General features: G+C 65.4%; 17 protein-coding genes. 10 read left to right on the top strand and 7 right to left on the bottom strand.

The genetic code is table 11. The annotated features are described in order from the left end of the window. Positions 1-83: 83 nt before the first annotated feature. Positions 84-551 carry an META domain-containing protein gene (locus D9M09_RS09025; protein WP_162995616.1) on the top strand — a complete coding sequence of 156 codons (468 nt, stop codon included), beginning with the start codon at positions 84-86 and terminating at the stop codon, positions 549-551. A gap of 55 nt (positions 552-606) precedes the next feature. Continuing rightward, on the top strand, positions 607-1,329 hold the full coding sequence (locus tag D9M09_RS09020) for an HAD-IA family hydrolase (protein ID WP_121669100.1): 723 nt from the start codon (positions 607-609) through the stop codon (positions 1,327-1,329). Here D9M09_RS09020 and D9M09_RS09015 read toward each other — a convergent pair. Genes D9M09_RS09015 through ssuE form a run of 5 tightly spaced genes read right to left on the bottom strand, consistent with a single transcriptional unit; the run spans position 1,274 to position 5,743 of the window. Beyond that, positions 1,274-2,116, bottom strand: a complete 843-nt coding sequence (locus D9M09_RS09015; protein ID WP_121671020.1) for an ATP-binding cassette domain-containing protein — start codon at positions 2,114-2,116, stop codon at positions 1,274-1,276. The two genes, D9M09_RS09020 and D9M09_RS09015, sit on opposite strands and share 56 nt — an antisense overlap. 17 nt (positions 2,117-2,133) lie before the next feature. Then, positions 2,134-2,925, bottom strand: a complete 792-nt coding sequence (ssuC, locus tag D9M09_RS09010; RefSeq protein WP_121669099.1) for an aliphatic sulfonate ABC transporter permease SsuC — start codon at positions 2,923-2,925, stop codon at positions 2,134-2,136. 1 nt (position 2,926) lies between these two features. Then, the gene (gene ssuD, locus D9M09_RS09005; RefSeq protein ID WP_070218242.1) at positions 2,927-4,087 is read right to left on the bottom strand and encodes an FMNH2-dependent alkanesulfonate monooxygenase; all 1,161 of its coding nucleotides are present in this window, start codon (positions 4,085-4,087) and stop codon (positions 2,927-2,929) included. 12 nt (positions 4,088-4,099) lie between these two features. Beyond that, the gene (locus D9M09_RS09000) at positions 4,100-5,098 is read right to left on the bottom strand and encodes a sulfonate ABC transporter substrate-binding protein (RefSeq protein ID WP_070311477.1); all 999 of its coding nucleotides are present in this window, start codon (positions 5,096-5,098) and stop codon (positions 4,100-4,102) included. A 24-nt stretch (positions 5,099-5,122) separates the two neighbouring features. Continuing rightward, positions 5,123-5,743 carry an NADPH-dependent FMN reductase gene (gene ssuE / locus D9M09_RS08995; protein ID WP_070311478.1) on the bottom strand — a complete coding sequence of 207 codons (621 nt, stop codon included), beginning with the start codon at positions 5,741-5,743 and terminating at the stop codon, positions 5,123-5,125. A gap of 255 nt (positions 5,744-5,998) precedes the next feature. On the opposite strand from ssuE, the gene D9M09_RS08990 reads away from it, so the two are divergent. The 5 genes from D9M09_RS08990 to D9M09_RS08970 all read left to right on the top strand — a co-directional run bounded on the left by D9M09_RS08990 (position 5,999) and on the right by D9M09_RS08970 (position 11,109). Beyond that, on the top strand, positions 5,999-7,213 hold the full coding sequence (locus tag D9M09_RS08990; RefSeq protein ID WP_070311479.1) for an acyl-CoA dehydrogenase family protein: 1,215 nt from the start codon (positions 5,999-6,001) through the stop codon (positions 7,211-7,213). Positions 7,214-7,321: 108 nt separating this feature from the next. Further along, a complete protein-coding gene (locus D9M09_RS08985) occupies positions 7,322-8,149 on the top strand; it encodes a MetQ/NlpA family ABC transporter substrate-binding protein (protein ID WP_121669098.1) in 828 nt (275 codons plus the stop codon). Positions 8,150-8,152: 3 nt separating this feature from the next. Then, a complete protein-coding gene (locus tag D9M09_RS08980) occupies positions 8,153-9,553 on the top strand; it encodes an LLM class flavin-dependent oxidoreductase (RefSeq protein WP_121669097.1) in 1,401 nt (466 codons plus the stop codon). A 106-nt stretch (positions 9,554-9,659) separates the two neighbouring features. Further along, the gene (gene bla / locus D9M09_RS08975; protein WP_162995615.1) at positions 9,660-10,556 is read left to right on the top strand and encodes a subclass B3 metallo-beta-lactamase; all 897 of its coding nucleotides are present in this window, start codon (positions 9,660-9,662) and stop codon (positions 10,554-10,556) included. 73 nt (positions 10,557-10,629) lie between these two features. Then, on the top strand, positions 10,630-11,109 hold the full coding sequence (locus D9M09_RS08970) for an META domain-containing protein (RefSeq protein ID WP_121669096.1): 480 nt from the start codon (positions 10,630-10,632) through the stop codon (positions 11,107-11,109). Between the two features lie 82 nt (positions 11,110-11,191). Here the strand turns inward: D9M09_RS08970 and epsC are convergent, their stop codons facing one another. Continuing rightward, positions 11,192-12,130 carry a serine O-acetyltransferase EpsC gene (gene epsC / locus D9M09_RS08965; protein ID WP_070218250.1) on the bottom strand — a complete coding sequence of 313 codons (939 nt, stop codon included), beginning with the start codon at positions 12,128-12,130 and terminating at the stop codon, positions 11,192-11,194. A 189-nt stretch (positions 12,131-12,319) separates the two neighbouring features. Between epsC and D9M09_RS08960 the strand changes: the two genes are divergently transcribed. From D9M09_RS08960 to D9M09_RS29905, 3 genes are all read left to right on the top strand, one after another. Continuing rightward, positions 12,320-13,495 (top strand): multidrug effflux MFS transporter, encoded by a 1,176-nt coding sequence (locus tag D9M09_RS08960; protein ID WP_121669095.1) that lies wholly within the window; start codon positions 12,320-12,322, stop codon positions 13,493-13,495. A gap of 114 nt (positions 13,496-13,609) precedes the next feature. After that, a complete protein-coding gene (locus D9M09_RS29910; protein ID WP_275528013.1) occupies positions 13,610-13,732 on the top strand; it encodes a hypothetical protein in 123 nt (40 codons plus the stop codon). 114 nt (positions 13,733-13,846) lie between these two features. Continuing rightward, complete coding sequence (locus D9M09_RS29905; RefSeq protein ID WP_276208727.1) at positions 13,847-13,969, top strand: hypothetical protein; 123 nt, start codon at positions 13,847-13,849, stop codon at positions 13,967-13,969. 117 nt (positions 13,970-14,086) lie between these two features. Here D9M09_RS29905 and D9M09_RS08945 read toward each other — a convergent pair whose 3' ends face one another. Then, on the bottom strand, positions 14,087-14,383 hold the full coding sequence (locus tag D9M09_RS08945) for a hypothetical protein (RefSeq protein WP_121671017.1): 297 nt from the start codon (positions 14,381-14,383) through the stop codon (positions 14,087-14,089). Positions 14,384-14,389 lie beyond the last annotated feature (6 nt).

The raw sequence follows: 14,389 nt of genomic DNA, 5'->3' as shown, positions 1-14,389 counted from the left end.
GGAAACAAACGCCGCTGCGGTACGCCGGTCGGCGCGAAAAATCTGCTAGGCTGCAGACATACCACCCATCACAGGAGCATCCCATGCTGCATCGCCTGACGCATCGTTTCAAATACCTGTGCCTCGCCGCCGCCATCGCCATGGCCGGCGGCTGCGCCGCCACCTCCGACAGCGCCAGGCCGGACACGGGCCTGACGCCCACGTACAGCCTGACGAATACCTACTGGAAGCTGACGCAGCTCGATGGCGCCCCCGTGACGATGGCGCCCGGGCAGGAGCGCGAAGTGCGCATCACGCTCACCGACGATGGCAAGGTCCATGGTTTTACGGGCTGCAACCAGGTCATGGGCGGCTACACGCTGGCCGGCACGGCCCTGCGCTTCACGCAGCTGGCCGGCACGCGCATGGCCTGCCCGCCGCCGCTGATGCAGCTGGAAAGCGCCGTGCTGGCCAATTTGAACAGCGTGACGGGCTACCGTTTCGATGGCGAGTACCTGATCCTGCTCAAGGATGGCGCGCCCGTGGCCAGGTTTGAATCGGTCTACCTGTGAAATAAAAACCGGCTGCCGTTACAATGGCTTCCAGCCCATCAATTGGAAGGAAGCCATGTCCGCACTGCCCTCGCCGTCGTCATCCCCAACACCATCGGCCGCCGGCCGCTACCGGGCTTTTCTTTTTGACATGGACGGCACCGTCATCAATTCCATCGCCGCCGCCGAACGCATCTGGGGCACCTGGGCGCAGCGCCAGGGCCTCGACGTGGCTGCCTTTCTGCCCACGATCCATGGCGCGCGCTCGGTCGACACCATCGCCAAGCTGCGCTTGCCCGGCATCGATGCGCAGCGCGAATCGCAGGGCATCACGGATGCGGAAATCATCGATGTGGAAGGGATTATTGAAATCGCGGGCGCGCTGCGTTTTTTGACGTCGCTGCCGCCCGCGCAATGGGCCATCGTCACCTCGGCGCCGCGCGCGCTGGCCACGGCGCGCCTGAAGGCGGCCGGCATGCCGATACCCGCGATCATGGTGACGGCGGAAGACGTCAAGGCTGGCAAACCAAAACCCGATTGCTACCTGCTGGCGGCGGAAAAACTGGGCGTGGCGCCCGTGGATTGCCTGGTCTTCGAGGATGCCTCGGTCGGCATCGAGGCGGGAGAAGCGGCCGGCGCGAAGGTCATCGTCGTCACTGCCACGCATGCGCACCCGCTGGCCACGCGCCACCCGGCCATCGCCAGCTATGAAGGCATCGTGGCGACCGTCGATGGCGATGGCTTCATCGTGCTGGCGCAGTCATCTGACCCTGCGGCTGCAGCACCCGCGACAAGATAGCCTGCTCCAGCGCGGCGAAGGCCGCATGGCCGCGCTGACGCGGGCGCGGCAAGTCCACCTGCACATCCAGGGTGATCTGGCCATCCTCGATCAGCAGCACGCGGTCGGCCAGCGCCACCGCTTCGGCCACGTCGTGCGTCACCAGCACGGCCGTAAAGCCCCGCGCCAGCCACAGCGACTCGATCAGCTGCTGCATCTCGATGCGCGTCAAGGCGTCGAGCGCGCCCAACGGTTCGTCGAGCAGCAGCAGTTGCGGCTCGTGCACGAGGGCGCGCGCCAGCGCCACGCGCTGCTTCTGCCCGCCCGACAGGGCCGACGGCCAGTCGTCCGCCCGCTCGGCCAGGCCCACCGTCCACAGCGAGGCGGCCGCCGCGCCGACGGAACGGGGCAAGCCCAGGGCCACGTTGTCGAGCACCGTCTTCCACGGCAGCAGGCGCGACTCCTGGAACATGATGCGGATGTCGGGCGCCCCGACACCGCTGCCGATGGCGACGCTGCCTTCATCGATGCTTTCCAGCCCCGCGATCGAACGCAGCAAGGTGCTCTTGCCGCAGCCGCTGCGTCCCACGATGGCGACAAATTCTCCCGCCTCGAGCTGCAGGTCGACGTTTTTCAGCACGGGGCGGCTGGTGTAGGATTTGCTCAGCTTCGTCAGTTCCAGGGAAACGCCGCGCCGTTGCAAAGGGGTGGATGGCGCCGTCTTCGCCTGCGGCGGCGCGCTGGCCGGGTCGTATTGCACGAAGTGCGACAAAAAGTCCGTTTCGATCTGGATGGGGGCAAGCAGCATGGTGTCCTCTTCAATCATTAGCGGTAAGCGGGATTCCAGCGCAGGCAGTGGCGCTCCAGCCGGCGCGAGAACATATCGGCCAGCTTGCCCAGCAAGGCGTACAGCAAAATCCCCACCAGCACCACGTCCGTTTGCAAGAATTCGCGCGCATTCATGGTCATGTAGCCGATGCCGGCCTGCGCCGAGATGGTTTCGGCGACGATCAGCAGCACCCACACGAGCCCCAGCGAAAAGCGCACGCCGACCAGGATGGAGGGCATGGCGGCCGGCAGGATGACGTCGCGGTACAAGGGCCAGCCGGACAAGCCATAGCTTTTCGCCATTTCGATCAAGCCCTGGTCGGCCGAGCGGATGCCGTGGAAGGTATTCAGGTAGACGGGAAAGAAGACGCCGACGGCCAGCAGAAAGAGTTTCGCCGTCTCGTCGATGCCGAACCACAGGATCACCAGCGGAATCAGGGCCAGTGCCGGGATGTTGCGCACCATTTGCAATGTCGTGTCGAGCAGGGTTTCCGCGTGGCGGAAGCTGCCCGTCAATAGGCCCAGCAGCAAGCCCAGTCCCGCGCCGACGGCGAAACCGACCGTGGCGCGCCACAAGCTCGTCTTCAGGTGCAGCCACAATTCGCCCGACACGGCCAGATGCCAGAAGGCTTTCGCCACGGCCCACGGCTCGGGCAGGATGCGGCTCGACAGCCAGCCCCACTGCGCCGCCAGCTGCCAGGCCAGCAGCAGCGCCACGGGCAAGGCCCATGGCGCCAAGACATTCCGCCATGGCGTGCCGGGCAACCTCTTGACGGCGGCCGTCGCCATCTCAGGCCGCCTTTTTCTGCGGCGCGGCCGGCACGATATTGCTGGCCATGACTTCGCCGAAGGGGCCGCTCAAGGATTGCTCGCCCACGGCCTTGCCCTTGCCCAGCAGCGGGAACACCAGTTCGGCGAAACGGTACGACTCTTCCAGGTGCGGGTAGCCCGAGAAAATGAAGGTGTCGATGCCCAGGTCCGCGTATTCCTGCATGCGCGCCACCACGGTCGGACCGTCGCCAACCAGGGCCGTGCCCGCGCCGCCACGCACCAGGCCCACGCCGGCCCACAGGTTCGGCGACACTTCGAGCTTGTCGCGCCGCCCGCCATGCAGGGCCGCCATCCGTTGCTGGCCCACGGAATCCATCTTGCCGAAGGCCGCCTGCGCCTTGGCGATGATGTCGTCGTCCAGGTGGCTGATCAGTTCATCGGCCGCGCGCCAGGCCGCCTCGTTCGTCTCGCGCACGATCACGTGCAATCGGATGCCGAAGCGCACCGTACGGCCTTTTTTTGCTGCGCGCGCGCGGATGTCGGCGATTTTCTCGGCGACTGCGGCGGGCGGCTCGCCCCACGTCAGGTACACGTCCATCTGCTCGGCCGCCAGTTCGTGCGCCGGTTCCGACGAGCCGCCGAAATACAGGGGCGGATACGGCTTCTGCACGGGCGGATACAGGGTTTTCGCGCCCTTCACCTGGATATGCTTGCCCTCGAAATCGTAGCCGGCCGCGCCGCCCTCGCCCGCCAGCGTGGCGCGCCAGACCTTGATGAATTCATCGGAAATCTCGTAGCGCTTGGCATGGTCGGCAAACAGGCCGTCCGCTTCCAGCTCGCCCTGGTCGCCGCCCGTGACGACATTGATCAGGAGCCGCCCGTTCGACAGGCGGTCGAAGGTGGACGCCATGCGCACGGCCAGGCCGGGTGTGGACAGGCCGGGGCGCACGGCCACGAGGAACTTGAGCTTTTGCGTCACGCTGATCAGCGACGACGCCACCACCCACGCGTCTTCGCAGGAGCGGCCCGTGGGCAGCAGCACGCCGTCGTAGCCCAGCGTGTCGGCGGCCACGGCCACCTGGCGCAAGTAATCGGCATCGACGGGGCGCGCGCCCTGCGACGTACCCAGGTAGCGGCTGTCGCCGTGGGTCGGGATAAACCAGAAGACATTCAATGACATGATATTTGTTCCTTATTTTGCGCTGGTGGCCAGCTGGCGCGCCGGCAGCAGCGCATCCTTGACAAGGATGGGTTTCGGGATCAGCTTCAGGCTGGAAAAGGCGTCGGCCACCCTTTGCTGCGAGGCGATGACGTCGGGCGACACGGGTTTGACGCCATACGCATAGCGCGAGGCGGCCAGCGCCACCACATCCTTGCCCAGCCCCGTCTGTGCCGACAGGATCGTCGCCACCTCGTCCGGATTGTTGCGGCCCCAGTCATCGACCTTGGCCACTTCATCGAGCACGATGCGCAGGATTTCGGGATGCTTTTCCGCATACGTGCGCGAGGCGAGATAAAACTGGTAATTCGCCACCAGGCCCTTGCCGTCGGCCAGCACGCGGGCGCCCAGCTGCTTTTCGGCGGCGGCCAGGAACGGGTCCCAGATGGCCCACGCGTCCACGCTGCCCCGCTCGAAAGCGGCGCGCGCATCGGCCGGCGGCAGGAACACGGGCTGGATGTCGGCGTACGCGACGCCTGCCTTTTCCAATGCCTTCAACAGCAGGTAATGCACGTTCGAGCCCTTGTTCAGGGCGATTTTCTTGCCCTTCAAGTCGGCCAGGGTGCGCAAGCCCGACCCCTTGGGCACGACGATGGCTTCGCTGGCGGGCGACGCCGGCTCATTGCCGACATACACCAGGTTGGCGCCGGCCGCCTGGGCAAAGATCGGCGGCGCCTCGCCCACGGTACCGAAATCGATGCTCCCCACGTTCAAGCCTTCCAGCAGCACGGGACCGGCCGGGAATTCCGTCCATTTCACGCCCACGCCCTGTTCGGCCAGGCGTTTTTCCAGTGTGCCGCGCCCCTTCAACAAGGTCAGGGTGCCGTATTTCTGATAACCGATGCGGACCTCCCCCTTGGCCTGCGCCTGCGCCGTGGCCGGCATGCCGGCCACCATCACGCCGGCAGCGGCGGCAAACAGCAGGCCCAGAGTGGTACGGCGCGAGAGGCGTTGTGCGTGGCGGTGTGTCATGGCGGTTCCTTGGTCGGTGAATAATCAGGCGGCTTGATACTGGGGGGCGTAAGGCTGGTCTTGCAGCGAACGCACGGGTAACGAGATATCGACTGGCGCGGGCGGACGCCGGCCCTGCAGCACGAACAGGCCGGTGGACAGCTCCTCGATACCGGCCTGCACGCGCGCGGCGATCGGCGCGTCCAGGCTCAAGCCCCCCTCTTCGTGCCACGCCAGCTGCTGCGCATTGGCATAGATGCTGGTGAAGACCTGCTTGGCGCCCAGCGCATGCAGCACGGGGCGCAGCGCATAGTCGAGCGCCAGGGTGTGGGCGTGGCCGCCGCCCGTGGCCAGCGGCAGCACCAGCTTGCCGGCCAGGCCATCTTGCGGCAGCAGGTCGAGGAAGGCTTTCAGCAAGCCTGTATACGACGCCTTGTAGATGGGCGTGGCAATCACGATGGCGTCGGCATCGGCCACGGCGCGCACGGCGCGGGCGATCGCCGCGTCGTCATAGTCGGCCAGCAGCAGGGCGCGCGCCGGCAGGTCGCGCACATGCAGCTGGGCGTAGCTGTGGCCCTGCAGCGCCAGCTGTTCGCCGATATGCAGCAGCAAACGGCTGGAACTCGATGGGAGTTGCGGGCTGCCGCCCAATAACAAGATGCTCATGTGGTGCCCGTCCCTGTACGTGATGGTTTGATTTGGCTACTTGGATGCTTGCAGCCTATCGCCATCAGCGGCCCGATAAAACGAATGCTTTCGCGCTTCGATATGCGTTTTTTGTCTATCCGGGCCTGACGCCCCGCAAGCGAAGACGCTCCTCCCCGCATGGCTTTTTTCGCATATCCATGCGCGGTTTTCTTCGTGTACGGCGCGCGCCCGGCGGTGCAATATCGGCCTCATCGTCTTTCTGGAATGTCCCCCATGTCTAGCGCTTTACTCCATGCCGCCCGTCCTCAGCCGCCTGTGCCGGAACCCCTGCAGGACGCCATCAGCATCGCCACGTTGCTGGCCGCGCGCCTGGCCGAAACGGCCAATGCCCGCGACCAGGCCGGCGGCCATGCGGCGCAGGAACGCGAATGGCTGCGCGAGTCAGGCTTGCTGACCCTGTCGATTCCCGTGGAATTCGGCGGCCAGGGCGCGTCGTGGCCCCTCGTGTACCAGGTGATCCGCATCCTGGCGCGGGCCGACAGCGCGCTGGCGCATGTCTTCGGCTTCCACCATCTGCAACTGGCGGGCCTGCAGCTGTACGGCAGCGCGCAGCAGCAGCGCCGCCTGCTCACCTTGACCGTCGACGAGCGCCTGTTCTGGGGTAATGCCTTGAATCCCCTCGACAAGCGGGTCGCGGCCAGCGACAGCGGTGACGGCTACGTCCTCGATGGCATCAAGAGCTTTTCTTCCGGTTCCGTCGGCTCCGACTGGCTGACCGTCTCCGCCTGGCACGCGCCCACGCAGACGGCGCTGATCGCCGCCCTGCCCACGCGCCAGGATGGCGTGACCGTGCAGGCGGACTGGGACGCCTTCGGCCAGCGCCAGACGGACAGCGGCAATGTCCGCTTTGAAGGAGTCGCCCTGCCGCGCGAACTGGTGCTGCAGGCACCCGCGCAGGCCGCCACGCCGCAAGCCACCGTGCGCTCGCAGATCGCGCAGCTGATCATGGCGAATTTATACCTGGGCATCGCCGAAGGCGCGTTCGAGGCGGCGCGCCGCTACACGGGCGAGCAGGCGAAAGCCTGGTTTGCCTCGGGCGTGGCGCAAGCGACGGATGACCCTTTGGTCCAGCACCGCTACGGCCAGCTGTGGCTCTTGCTGCGCCCCGCGCAAGTGCTGGCCGACGCGGCGGCGCAGGAACTGGAAAAGGTCTTCCGCAAGGGCGCGCTGGTGACGGCGCGCGAACGGGGCTTGCTGGCCGTGGCCGTGGCCGAGGCGAAGTGCCTGGCGCACAAGGCGGGACTGGAGATCAGCAGCCAGATGTTCGAACTGACGGGCGCCCGCTCCACCTCGGCTCAGTACGGCTTCGACCGTTACTGGCGCAACGTGCGCGTGCATACCCTGCACGACCCCATCGACTACAAGCTGCGCGACCTGGGACGCTTTGCCTTGACCGGCACGGTACCCGAGCCGACGGCGTATTCGTAAAACCACGGCCTGGGCGAATCGATACATTTGCGCCGCAGGCAATTTAACGGACTTCCGGGGTCAGACCCGGCGGGTCTGACCCCAGTTCTTCACTAAGCAGGAGTTAACATGACCATCGCCCGCCGCAGCATCGTCCTCACCGCCCTGACCCTGGCCTTGACGGCCAGCTTCGCCCACGCCAAGGACCCGAAAGACATCACCATCGGCACCAGCGCCGGGCCGTATGCGGACCAGATCAAGCTGGGCATCAAGCCTATCCTGGAAAAACAGGGCTACAAGGTCAAGCTGGTCGAGTTCAACGACTACATCCAGCCAAACTTCGCGCTGGCGGAAGGTTCACTCGACGCCAACGTGTTCCAGCACATCGTCTACCTGAAAAAATTCGCGCTCGAGCACAAGCTGGCCCTGACGGACCTGATCACGATCCCCACGGCGCCGATCGCCATCTACAGCAAGAAGCACAAGACGCTGGACGACGTGAAGGAAGGCACGACGGTGGGCTTGCCGAACGATCCGACCAACCAGGCGCGCGCGCTGGTGCTGCTCGACCAGCTGGGATGGATCAAGCTGCGCGCCAGCTTCGACCCCGTGCGCGCGTCGGAAAAAGATATCGCCGTCAACACGAAGAAAATCAGGCTGCTGCCGCTGGAAGCGGCGCAGCTGCCACGCTCGCTGGGCGACACCGACTACTCCTTCATCAACGGCAATTACGCGCTGGCCTCGGGGCTGAAATTGACGGAGGCGCTGGTGGCCGAGAAGATCTCGCCCAACTACATCAACCTGGTGGCCATCCGCACGGCTGACAAGGACAAGCAGTTCGCCAAGGACCTGGCGGCCGCCTACCGCTCGCGCGAATTCCTCGACATCACGAATAAACACTTTGCCGGCTACTCGAAACCAGACTACCAGCAAGCCTTGCAGACGGCGGCCAAATAAGCCATGGCCAAGACGATACGCTTCAACGCCTTCCAGATGAATACCGTCGGCCACCAGTCGCCGGGGCTGTGGGCGCACGCGCGCGACCGCAGCCACCGCTATACCGATCCTGCACACTGGACGGAACTGGCGCGGCTGCTGGAAGCGGGCCTGTTCGACGCGGTTTTTCTCGCCGACGTGCTGGGCGTGTACGACGTGTACCGGGGCAGCCTCGATGCGGCGCTGGAACACGGCGTGCAGGTGCCGCTGAACGACCCGCTGGCCCTCGTGCCCATCATGGCGCAAGCCACCACGCACCTGGGTTTCGGCGTCACCTGCGCCCTCACCTATGAACATCCGTACACGTTCGCGCGGCGCATTTCCACCCTCGACCACCTGACCGGCGGGCGCATCGGCTGGAATATCGTCACCGGCTACCTCGACAGCGCGGCGCGCAACCTGGGCTTGAACCAGCAGCTGGGCCACGACGAGCGCTACGACCTGGCCGACGAATATCTGGAAGTGGTCTACAAGCTGTGGGAAAAGAGCTGGGACGACGACGCCGTCGTCAACGACAAGGCGCGCGGCATCTACGCCGATCCGGCCAAGGTCCATCCGATCAACCATGCCGGGCGCCACTACCAGGTGCCCGGCATCCATTTGTGCGAGCCGTCGCCGCAGCGCACGCCGCTGCTGTACCAGGCGGGCACCTCGCCGCGCGGCACGCGCTTCGCGGCGCGCCATGCGGAGGCGACCTTCGTCAGTGGCCCCAGCAAGACGGTGGTGAAACGCTACGCCGACGACTTGCGCGCCGCCGTGCGGCAAAGCGGGCGCGATGGCGACGCGCTGCTGATCTACGCGCAGGCGCTGGTCATCACGGGCGCCACGGAAGAGGAAGCGCGCGCCAAGCACGCCGACTACCTGCGCCACGTGAACATCGAGGCGGCGCTGGTGCTGCTGTCCGGCTGGACGGGCGTCGATTTCAGCCGCTATCCGCTCGACGCCACCATCGACTACATCGATTCCCCGGCCGGCCGCTCGGCGCTGGCCTCGTTCAGCCAGGCCGACCCGGATCGCACGTGGACGGTGCGCGAGGCGGCCGAATACATCGGCCTCGGCGGGCGGGGCCCCGTGCTCGTGGGCGACGCGCGCCAGGTGGCCGACCAGCTGGAAAGCTGGCTGGACGAGACGGGCATCGACGGCTTCAATCTCGCCTTCGCCGTGGCCCATGACAGCATGGCCGACGTGGTGGAACACATCGTGCCGGAACTGCAGCGGCGCGGCCGCTACCGCACCCGCTACGAGCAAGGCAGCCTGCGCCACAAGGTCTTCGGCCAGGGCCCGCGCCTGCCCGCCAGTCACGCGGGCCGCCAGGTCAGCATCGCGCCTTCGGTCCCGCCCTGCGCCACGCTGGCCGCCGCCTGAGGGCACGCTATCCGCAGCTACCCTGACCGGCATCGCTGCCAGCGTTTGCATCGCGCCCCGCTCCGTGTCAGCATATGTCACACTGGCAACACGGATAAGGATCACAATGCCCCTCACACCACCACGCGCGCTGGTTCTGGCCCTGCTGCTGACCAGCTCCGCCGCCCATGCGCAGGCGCCAGCCACGCCGCCGACGCCTGGCTGCGAAGTCTGCGCCGCCTGGAATGCCGACCAGACGCCGTTCCGCATCTTCGGCAATACTTATTATGTGGGCGTGAAAGGCCTCAGTTCCGTGCTCATCACGTCGCCGCAGGGCCATGTGCTGATCGACGGCGGCTTGCCGGAATCGGCGCCGAAGATCATCGCCAATATCGGCGCGCTGGGTTTTCGCATCGAGGACGTCAAGCTGATCCTCAATTCGCACGGCCATATCGACCACGCGGGCGGCCTGGCCGAGCTGCAGCGGCGCAGCAATGCGCTGGTGGCCGCCAGCCCGTCGGCCGCGCTGGACCTGGCGTCGGGCGAAGTGGGACCGGACGACCCGCAGTACCACGCGCTGCCCAAGTACCCGCCCGTCAAGGACATGCGTCTGGCGCGCGACGGCGGCCAGTTCAATGTCGGCCCGATTCAACTGACGGCGCACGCCACGCCGGGCCACACGCCCGGGGGCCTGAGCTGGACGTGGCAATCGTGCGACGGCCCCCGCTGCCTGAACATGGTCTACGCGGACAGCCTCAACGCCGTCTCGCGCCCCGGCTTCAAGTTCAGCGCCAGCAGCGAGTATCCGAACGCGGTGACGGACCTGCGCCACAGCTTCGAGACCCTGGAAAAGCTGCCTTGCGACGTGCTGATCTCGGCCCACCCGGAAGCGTCGCAGCTGTGGGAACGCCTGGAAGCGAGTGCCACGGCCGGCAGCGAGGCCTTCGTCGACCCGCAGGCCTGTCGCGCCTACGTGGCGGTGGCGCGCATCTTGCTCGAGGCGCGGCTGGAGCAGGAGCGATAGGCTTGTCAACCGTGCACGCCGGCGCGGCGCGTATCTGCTAATCTGACGTCATTCATTTGAAGAAGGAAATGCCATGTTCAAGATTGCCAGACTGATTCCCCTCGCCGCCATGGTCGCCATCACGGCCGGCTGCGCGCAAACGCCCGTGCGCAGCGACGCAGCCGCTGCCGCGCCCGGCGCCACCTCGCCCGCCCAGCCGGCGCCGAAGCTGGCGGGCACGCAGTGGAAGCTGAAGGAACTGAAGGGCAAGAAAGTCGTGCGCAAGGCGCCCGAGCAGCGCGAAGTGACCCTGCTTCTGGCCGAAGGCCGCGCCAGTGGCCACAGCGGCTGCAACCAGATGATGGGCGGCTACACCAGCGATGGCGTCAGCACCTTGAACTTTGGGCAGCTGGCCGGCACCATGATGATGTGCCAGCCGCAGGACATGGACCTCGAACGCGAGCTCCTGACCACCCTGGGCGAAGTCAATGGCTACCGCTACGCGGACCAGGAATTGCTGCTGCTGAAGGATGGCGTGCCCGTGGCCCGCTATGAAGCGCTGGCGGTGAAGTAAACCCAACCGCAAATACCGGGGTCGTACCCTGAGGGTACGACCCCAGTTTCTGCGCTGGGGTTCGTTTTTCCTTTCATTCTTCTCAATCGTTGCGCATCTGCGCCTGCGATACATTGCTGTTCGCTGGCACGCTCTGCGTCAGCCACACATTCCCCCCGATAGTCGATCCCGCGCCGATGGTGATGCGCCCCAGCACGGTCGCGCCCGCGTAGATGACCACGTCGTCCTCGACGATGGGATGGCGCGGCGTTCCCTTGATCAGAGCGCCGGAAGCATCGGCGGGAAAGCGCTTGGCGCCCAGGGTGACGGCCTGGTACAGGCGCACGCGCTGGCCGATGATGGCCGTCTCGCCGATCACCACGCCCGTGCCATGGTCGATGAAGAACGATGCGCCGATGTGCGCGCCCGGGTGGATGTCGATGCCCGTCAGGGTGTGCGCGATGTCGGCGATCAGGCGTGCCAGGAACGGCGCACCGAGCGCGTGCAGCTGGTGGGCCAGGCGGTGGTACAAGATGGCGATGGTGCCCGGATAGCACAGCATGATCTCGGCCACCGAGGTGGCGGCCGGGTCGCCCGCATAGGCGGCCTGCACGTCCGACACCAGCAGGGCGCGGATGTCGGGCAGGCTGGCGGCAAACGCGCGCGTGATGTCGCGCGCCTGCTGCGCCAGCGCCGCGTCGTCGCTGGCGCCGTTCTGTTCATCGCCAGCGGGTATGGAAAATAGCAAGCCGCGCCGCACCTGCTCGCTGAGCCGGTTCAGGGTGGTGTTCAGCGTGTCGCCGACAAAATAGTCGATGCTTTCATCGGTCAGATTCGGACGCCCGTAATGCGTGGGGAACAGGGCCGCCGACAGGCCGTTGACGATGGTGGTGAGCGCTTCGCGCGACGGCAGTTCACGCACCCTGCCGTTATGGCGGATCTTGTGCTTGTCTTCGCGCGAGCTGCGCAGGGCCTGGATCACGGGTCCCAGGTTCCACTGGGCCGTGTCGTCGGCGGGCGCCGCCGGATAAATACTGTGCATGGCGTATCACTTCCAGAAAATGGCCAACAAGCCGGGTCGCCCCAGCTTAACGGTGACGGCAAGCGGTGCAAACGAAGAATTTCAAGGTTCCATATACGAAAAACGCATATGGATGGCAGGCCGCCGCAGCACCGGACCCGATTCCCGCCGCTAGCGTAAAATGACGGACTAACAAAAACACTCTTCAACATGACTAAATTATTAACCTGGATTTTGGCGGGCCTGGCGATGGTCGGACCGCTTGCAATTGACACCTATCTGCCGTCTTTCCCCGCCATCACGCAAGATTTCAATGCCAGCCCCCTGCTGGTGCAGCAGACCCTGAGCTTTTTCCTGTTCACGTTCGCCTTCATGATGCTGTTTTACGGCACCCTGTCCGATTCGTTCGGCCGCCGTCCCGTGATCCTCGTCTCGCTGGTGCTGTATGTGATCGCTTCCGTGGGCGCCGCGCTGGCGCCGTCGCTGGGCTGGCTGCTGGCCTGGCGCGTGCTGCAGGGGCTCTCGGCGGGCGCCGGTTCCGTGATCGGCCGCGCCATCGTGCAAGACCGCTATTCCGGCGCCGCCGCGCAGAAAATCCTCTCGCACATCATGATGGTGTTCGCACTGGCGCCGGCCATCGCGCCCGTGCTGGGCGGCTGGCTGCAGGTCAGCCTGGGCTGGCGCTGGATCTTCTGGTTCCTGACGGCCTTCGGCGTGCTGATGTTCGTCGTCGTCTGGCGCGCGCTGCCGGAAAGCTTGCCGAAGGAGCAGCGCCACGCCTTCCACCTGGGCGGCATCGCCGTCAATTACTGGAAAGTGCTGTGCCACCGTCAGTTCCTGCTGCTGTCGACGGCCATCGGCGCCGCCTTTGGCGGCTTCGCCCTGTACATCGGTTCGGCCGCCTACTTCATCATCAACATCCTGCATTTGCCGGAAACGGCCTTCGCCTGGCTGTTCATTCCCCTGATCAGCGGCATGGTGTTCGGTTCGGCCCTGTCGGCGAAAATCGCCCATCGCTACAGCCAGGGCCAGATGATCTGGGCCGGCTTCATCTTGATGCTGATCGCCGCGCTGGCCAACATCGGCTACAACTATGTGTTTGCCGCCGAAGTGCCATGGGCCGTGCTGCCGCTGTTCTTCTACTCGTTCGCCCTGTCGATCGCCATGCCGCCGATGACCTTGATGGCCCTGAACCACTTCCCCAACAACAGCGGCCTGGCGTCGTCGATGCAGTCGTTCATCCAGATGCTGCTGTTCGCGCTGGTGTCTGGCCTGGTGGCGCCGCTACTGTTCGACAGCGCGCTGAACCTGGCGTATGGCGTGATGGCGGGGCTGCTGGTGAGTTTGGTTTGCTGGGTGTTTGCGCAGGGTAAAGCAGAAGCGTAGGTCGGATTAGCGCAAAGCGCGTAATCCGACAACATTGTTGGCGGGTGACGTCGGATTACGCGCAAGCGCTAATCCGACCTACGACCTAAGCCGACCTACGGCCTGTTCGCGCTGGTGTCTGGCCTGGTGGCGCCGCTGCTGTTCGACAGCGCCCTGAACCTGGCGTATGGCGTAATGGCGGGCCTGCTGGTGAGTTTGGTTTGCTGGGTGTTTGCGCAAGGCAAAGCCGAAACGTAGGTCGGATTAGCGCAAAGCGCGTAATCCGACAACATTGTTGGCGGGTGACGTCGGATTACGCGCAAGCGCTAATCCGACCTACGACCTAAGCCGACCTACGGCCTGTTCGCGCTGGTGTCTGGCCTGGTGGCGCCGCTGCTGTTCGACAGCGCCCTGAACCTGGCGTATGGCGTAATGGCGGGCCTGCTGGTGAGTTTGGTTTGCTGGGTGTTTGCGCAAGGGAAGGCAGAAGCGTAGGTCGGATTAGCGCGCAAGCGCGTAATCCGACTGCATCTGCCAACCATGTTGTCGGATTACGGCCCTTCGGTCCTAATCCGACCTACAACCAAGATAGAGGCACGATGACGGCCAAGGTTACGGCCACGGTGCCGGCGTCACATCCTGGTATTGCGCCCCGCCCTGCTCCGGTTCCGCTTCATTGTTCTGCGATGGCTGGTTCAAGGAACCTGCCGGCGAACGCAAGCTCAAGATTTCCTTGCGCGTCTCGACGAAGTCGGCGGAACTCAAGGGGTGCTGCTGGTCGGGCCAGTGGCTGACGGCCCATTCCTGCAAGGCTTCGAAGCGCCGCCACAGTTCGGCGATGAATTCGCGGCGCGCCTCTTCCTCCTGCTGCGGCGTCTTTTCGGCGCCTTCCCCGATATGTACTTGCATGGCTGC

The sequence above is a fragment of the Janthinobacterium agaricidamnosum genome, from assembly GCF_003667705.1.
Lineage (GTDB): Bacteria > Pseudomonadota > Gammaproteobacteria > Burkholderiales > Burkholderiaceae_D > Janthinobacterium.
Note: the sequence above shows the minus strand (reverse complement) of the source record. Positions and strands in the feature narration are given on the sequence as shown.

Bases quoted from the DNA above. Each gene is read 5' to 3' on its own strand.
- D9M09_RS08980 (WP_121669097.1), top strand. From the start codon at position 8,153: ATGGCCAAGACGATACGCTTCAACGCCTTCCAGATGAATACCGTCGGC.
- ssuD (WP_070218242.1), bottom strand. From the start codon at position 4,087: ATGTCATTGAATGTCTTCTGGTTTATCCCGACCCACGGCGACAGCCGC.
- bla (WP_162995615.1), top strand. From the start codon at position 9,660: ATGCCCCTCACACCACCACGCGCGCTGGTTCTGGCCCTGCTGCTGACC.
- D9M09_RS08970 (WP_121669096.1), top strand. From the start codon at position 10,630: ATGTTCAAGATTGCCAGACTGATTCCCCTCGCCGCCATGGTCGCCATC.
- D9M09_RS08990 (WP_070311479.1), top strand. From the start codon at position 5,999: ATGTCTAGCGCTTTACTCCATGCCGCCCGTCCTCAGCCGCCTGTGCCG.
- D9M09_RS08960 (WP_121669095.1), top strand. From the start codon at position 12,320: ATGACTAAATTATTAACCTGGATTTTGGCGGGCCTGGCGATGGTCGGA.
- epsC (WP_070218250.1), bottom strand. From the start codon at position 12,130: ATGCACAGTATTTATCCGGCGGCGCCCGCCGACGACACGGCCCAGTGG.
- ssuE (WP_070311478.1), bottom strand. From the start codon at position 5,743: ATGAGCATCTTGTTATTGGGCGGCAGCCCGCAACTCCCATCGAGTTCC.
- D9M09_RS09000 (WP_070311477.1), bottom strand. From the start codon at position 5,098: ATGACACACCGCCACGCACAACGCCTCTCGCGCCGTACCACTCTGGGC.
- D9M09_RS08985 (WP_121669098.1), top strand. From the start codon at position 7,322: ATGACCATCGCCCGCCGCAGCATCGTCCTCACCGCCCTGACCCTGGCC.
- D9M09_RS09015 (WP_121671020.1), bottom strand. From the start codon at position 2,116: ATGCTGCTTGCCCCCATCCAGATCGAAACGGACTTTTTGTCGCACTTC.
- D9M09_RS08945 (WP_121671017.1), bottom strand. From the start codon at position 14,383: ATGCAAGTACATATCGGGGAAGGCGCCGAAAAGACGCCGCAGCAGGAG.
- D9M09_RS09020 (WP_121669100.1), top strand. From the start codon at position 607: ATGTCCGCACTGCCCTCGCCGTCGTCATCCCCAACACCATCGGCCGCC.
- ssuC (WP_121669099.1), bottom strand. From the start codon at position 2,925: ATGGCGACGGCCGCCGTCAAGAGGTTGCCCGGCACGCCATGGCGGAAT.
- D9M09_RS09025 (WP_162995616.1), top strand. From the start codon at position 84: ATGCTGCATCGCCTGACGCATCGTTTCAAATACCTGTGCCTCGCCGCC.